6 protein-coding genes are annotated in these 4657 nt (G+C 44.5%); 5 read left to right on the forward strand and 1 reads right to left on the reverse strand.

All coding sequences use genetic code 11. From position 1 onward, the window contains the following. Nucleotides 1–87 precede the first annotated feature (87 nt). Nucleotides 88–768, reverse strand: a complete 681-nt coding sequence (locus tag FC15_RS01600) for a hypothetical protein (protein WP_057823269.1) — start codon at nucleotides 766–768, stop codon at nucleotides 88–90. A 246-nt stretch (nucleotides 769–1014) separates the two neighbouring features. Between FC15_RS01600 and FC15_RS01605 the strand changes: the two genes are divergently transcribed. The 5 genes from FC15_RS01605 (at nucleotide 1015) to tnpB (ending at nucleotide 4639) form a co-directional block, all read left to right on the forward strand. Beyond that, nucleotides 1015–2307, forward strand: a complete 1293-nt coding sequence (locus FC15_RS01605; RefSeq protein ID WP_057823271.1) for an ABC transporter substrate-binding protein — start codon at nucleotides 1015–1017, stop codon at nucleotides 2305–2307. Nucleotides 2308–2490: 183 nt separating this feature from the next. Next, nucleotides 2491–3351: a carbohydrate ABC transporter permease gene (locus tag FC15_RS01610; RefSeq protein WP_057823273.1), complete on the forward strand. Its 861-nt coding sequence runs from the start codon at nucleotides 2491–2493 to the stop codon at nucleotides 3349–3351. After that, a complete protein-coding gene (locus FC15_RS01615; RefSeq protein ID WP_057823275.1) occupies nucleotides 3351–4175 on the forward strand; it encodes a carbohydrate ABC transporter permease in 825 nt (274 codons plus the stop codon). The genes FC15_RS01610 and FC15_RS01615 overlap by 1 nt, the downstream gene beginning before the upstream one ends. Before the next feature lie 143 nt (nucleotides 4176–4318). Further along, nucleotides 4319–4486, forward strand: coding sequence for a hypothetical protein (locus tag FC15_RS09240; protein WP_169790181.1), 168 nt, complete (start codon nucleotides 4319–4321; stop codon nucleotides 4484–4486). Then, complete coding sequence (tnpB, locus tag FC15_RS08945) at nucleotides 4487–4639, forward strand: IS66 family insertion sequence element accessory protein TnpB (protein WP_083479040.1); 153 nt, start codon at nucleotides 4487–4489, stop codon at nucleotides 4637–4639. It abuts the gene before it with no gap. Nucleotides 4640–4657 lie beyond the last annotated feature (18 nt).

Consider the following 4657-nt stretch of genomic DNA (forward strand, 5'->3'; position numbering starts at 1 on the left):
ACAAAAAGTGCCTCACAATCATTAGACTGTTTGTCTAACAATTATGAAGCACTTCAGATAGGTCAAAAGCTTTTAAGGAGGTGGGGTCTATTTCTTAATAAAGTTTGCCTTGACCCAGGCCAACAGCGGTTGGTCTAAAGCAACCATCGGAACTAATAAGCATGAGCTTAATACGATCAGCAATAAGGGACTGAACCATGCGCCGATCGCAAAGCCGATTAAGGTGAGCAACAAATTGGCGAAAAACGTCAACTTCTTGGCGGAAAATCCGCCGATGGCCAAGCGCCAGTAATCCCAATATGGGAAGGTGAAGTTGGCATTGATCATCCAGACTGCGGTTTGCAACAGCAATAATAATAAAGCAATGACGAACAGCAGCGGGATCAACACGAACAACCACCGGTTACTTGCAGACAAAACGCCTTGGCTATATGCCCAAAGCGGTAAGCTGAAAATCCAAGTTGGCAGCCACAGCCGTAGTGCTTCGCTACCATGTTGGCGCATGAATCGCCAAGCATCTAAGTATAATCCTGGGGTTTGCGTTCGCAGAAAACGACCAGCAATGGCAATTGCTGTCGTTGCTACCGGACCGACTGGTAACAAAAATAACCAGACCAATAATACTTTGAGCCAGCTCGTTTTTAACAGTAACAAGGCGGCTAGTAATGGGGCTTCTACTGTGATCGTGAATAAGCCTAAAACCGTGATCGGGTAAAGCCAATTGACAATGTTTTGAGCCAGTGGGGTTTGTGGTTGATGTTTGGACATATTGAACCTCCGAAAATGAGTTATCTTCATTTTAGCATAGGTGATTTGTGAAAGGGCGTCAGGAACTTATTACGTTAAGCTTTGGCGTAGCATTATATATAAATAATATTCTGGTGCCATCATATTTTATAGGGTAAAATTTCTGATAGCGGTAACAGCCGATTTTTAGGCGTTTAGCACTTGTGTGTTACGCATCGGCCAGGTATGATAATAAATGTAAGCGCTTCGTAAGAGAGGATGAGAAAGATGTTAGGGATAAAGCATAAGTTAGTGAAAAGTGTCATCGTTGGGGCCGCATTGCTTGGCAGTGCAATGACAATGACAGCTTGCTCCAGCAGCTCGAGCAAAACGACTACCGTTGATTTCTACAACATGAAAGTTGAATTTAAAGATCAACTGAATGCTGCGGCAGCTACTTATAACAAGACGCACAAAGGGGTTAAGGTCAAGGTCACTTCTGTTGGTGGTGGGACTGATTATCAAGCCGCTTTGAAAGCTAAGATGCAATCTGGTAAGACGCCAGACATCTTCGCTTTGGAAGGCCCACAACAACTGCAGACCTATAAGAAGTATTTGTCTGATGTATCTGCTGGCAAGGCCATCAAGAAAGCCTTACCTGGCACGCTAAACACGGTAAAGTCTGGTAGCCAAGTCTTAGGCTACCCAGTGCTGCAAGAAGCAATTGGGATCGTTTATAACAAGACGATTTTCCAAAAGGCTGGCATTGATGCTTCAAAGATCACCACGATGGCTGCCTATGAAAATGCATTGAAGACGTTAAACGATAAGAAGTCTGAATTAGGCATTCAAGCTGCTACCGCCTTTCCAATGAAAGAATGGTGGGTCATTGGCCAACATGCTGTCGATCCATTCTTATCCCAAGAATTCAACGGCTCTGTCACCAAAGCTTATAACGCCAAGACGATTTCTTGGAAGAACTCTGATTACTTCAAGCAATACATTGATGCCACAACGAAGTACTCCGCACAACCAGTGCAAAGTATGGATTATTCCACCCAAATTGAAAAATTGTTCTCCACTGGCAAAGTCGCTATGGCAGAACAAGGCACTTGGGTTTACCCAACCATTGAATCTGTTGATAAGAACTTGGCCAAAGACATTGGTATTATCCCAATTCCAGTCAACAGCAAATCTGCTGGCAAACTGCCAGTCGGTGTGACCCAATGGTGGGCCGTCAACAAGCAAGCAGACACCAAGACGCAAAAGGCTTCACGTGATTTCTTGGATTGGTTATTCACTTCCAAGACTGGGAAGAACATTGTGTTGACCAAGCTCAAAGTCGTTCCTGCATACTCTGGCTTTGATTCTTCCAAGATCTCTGATCCTTTAGGTAAAGATGCCTACTCTTATATCAGCGACAAGCAAACGCAAGGCTTAGTCTTTGGTGGGTTTGCCACTGGCTGGGCTCAAAACGGCATGGCACCAGAACTGCAAAAGTATGTGTCCGGCAAAGAAAGCTGGAACACTGCAATCAAGAACTCTCAAGCAGCCTGGGAGACAGCCCGCGCAGGCCAGTAAGTTTTATGATGGAGGGAGAGGAGACATTCTCTCCTTCTTGTTTTTCCAAATCTGATTTAGGTGCGGGATGCCGCATCTCGCCATTATTTGATTCATGAGTCCCATGTGCGCATCAACGTGCACAAGGCAGCCGTTTGGCAGATGCACGTAGATGTTTGATACTATTTTCAAGGGGGTTACTTGATGTCCAAGAAAAAAACCTGGTTTTACCTGTTTTCGGCACCAGTACTGATTGCATTGTTCCTAGTGGTATTGTTGCCATTCTTTTATGGAATCTTTTATTCCTTCACCAATTGGGACGGGGTTTCTCAAAGTGCGTTTGTGGGGATCTCTAACTACATCAATGCCTTAAAAGACCCGACTTACTTGGCATCACTGTGGTTCACCATTAAATTCTCAGTGATCGCCATTGTGTTGATCAACGTGATCGGCTTAGGCTTGGCGGTGTTAGTGACCAACAAGTTCAAAGGCGCCAATATTTTGCGGACGATCTTCTTCATGCCGAACTTGATCGGTGGGTTGATCTTAGGGTTCATTTGGCAGTTCATCTTTGTTGAAGCTTTCTCCGCTTTTGGCAAATTGACTGGTATTCCTGGTCTTGGCAGCTGGTTGGCCACGACGAACACCGGCTTTTGGGCTTTGGTGATCGTGATGGTTTGGCAATATTCTGGCTACATCATGGTGATTTACATTTCTTATTTGCAAGGAATCGATCAATCCTTGCTGGAAGCTGCTGACTTAGATGGGGCTTCAGCGACGCAAAAGTTTTGGCAGATCAAGTTCCCATTGATCATGCCAGGGTTCACGGTTTCCTTGTTCATGACGTTGTCCAACTGCTTCAAGTTGTATGATCAAAACTTGTCCTTAACGGCAGGTGGCCCTTACAACTCGACGCAAATGGTTGCCATGAACATTTACAACACCGCCTTTTCCATGAACAAAATGGGCTTTGCTCAAGCTAAAGCGGTTATCTTCTTCGTCTTTGTGGCGATCATTTCCTTGACTCAGGTTTACCTCACTTCTAGAAAGGAGATCGAAGCCTAATGCATGCAGAAAAAAATACCAAAAAAATTTGGATGATCATTGTCGGCTGTATTTTAGGCGTGATCTGGATCTCCCCATTTTATCTGATGTTGACCAACTCCTTTAAAACCAAAAAGGAATTGTTCAGTGATACCTTGGGTTTGCCGAAGCATTTAAACTTCGACAACTATGTGAACTCAGCTAAAGACCTCAACGTTGTGTCCACGTTTATGAACTCGTTGGTGATCACCGTGGTGTCTGTCGCGATCATTATCTTGTTTTCATCGCTGGCCGCTTATGCGATCCAACGGACGAAAAGTAAGTGGAGCGGTTTCTTCTACATGTTGTTTGTTGCCGCAATGCTGGTACCATTCCAATCCGTTATGATCCCGTTGGTTTCAGTATTTGGGCGGGTCAACATGTTGAATCGGCCAGGTTTGGTCTTCATGTACTTGGGATTTGGGGCTAGCATGTCAGTGTTCTTATACAACGGTGCGATGAAAGGGATCCCGCAAGCCCTTGATGAAGCGGCGATCATCGATGGCGCTAGTCGCTGGCAGATTTTTACTAAAGTGATTTTCCCAATGCTTCAACCAACAACTGTTACTGTGGCGTTGCTGAATGTGATGTGGATCTGGAACGACTACCTACTGCCAAGTTTGGTCATCAACCAACCAGGATCACAAACCATTCCACTGACGATGTTTGATTTCTTTGGTCAGTTTACCAAGCAATGGCATTTGGCGATGGCTGGGTTGACGATTGCGATCATTCCAGTGATCATTTTCTACTTCGTGATGCAAAAGCAGATCATCGCCGGGGTTTCTGAAGGTGCTGTGAAATAAGACAAACAATGGGTCAAGGCTGAAGGGCCTTGGCCCATTTTGTTAGGAGGATAATAGTAAGCACCCAATCAAATGACGGATTTTCATCAACAATTTAGCGCGCTACACTTACCTCATCAATTCAAATTTGGTGAGGCATTTGTATGGAAGATAAACCTGATGTTGTTCACTTTCAAATGGATCAGACTAAGTCTAGGCTGTCGGAGGCAACCAAAGCATTACAGATCAAAATAAGCAATGAGAAGACCGTTATTGTCTATAACCGCGTTAACAGCTATATTCTTGACGCACTTTTAAAGGCGGTGTTCTAAATGTTACTTGACCTTAAGCGTATCGCTCAAGTCTATTTGGTTTGCGGTCGTACCGACTTGAGTCGAGGAATCGATGGTCTAGCGGGAATTGTCCAAGAACAATATGACCTGGATCCCTGCTCCTATGTCAATAAATGGCACATCTTTTTCTAAACACTCGTTCTAATTCTG

It is taken from the genome of Lapidilactobacillus concavus DSM 17758, assembly GCF_001435835.1.
Classification (GTDB): Bacteria; Bacillota; Bacilli; order Lactobacillales; family Lactobacillaceae; genus Lapidilactobacillus; species Lapidilactobacillus concavus.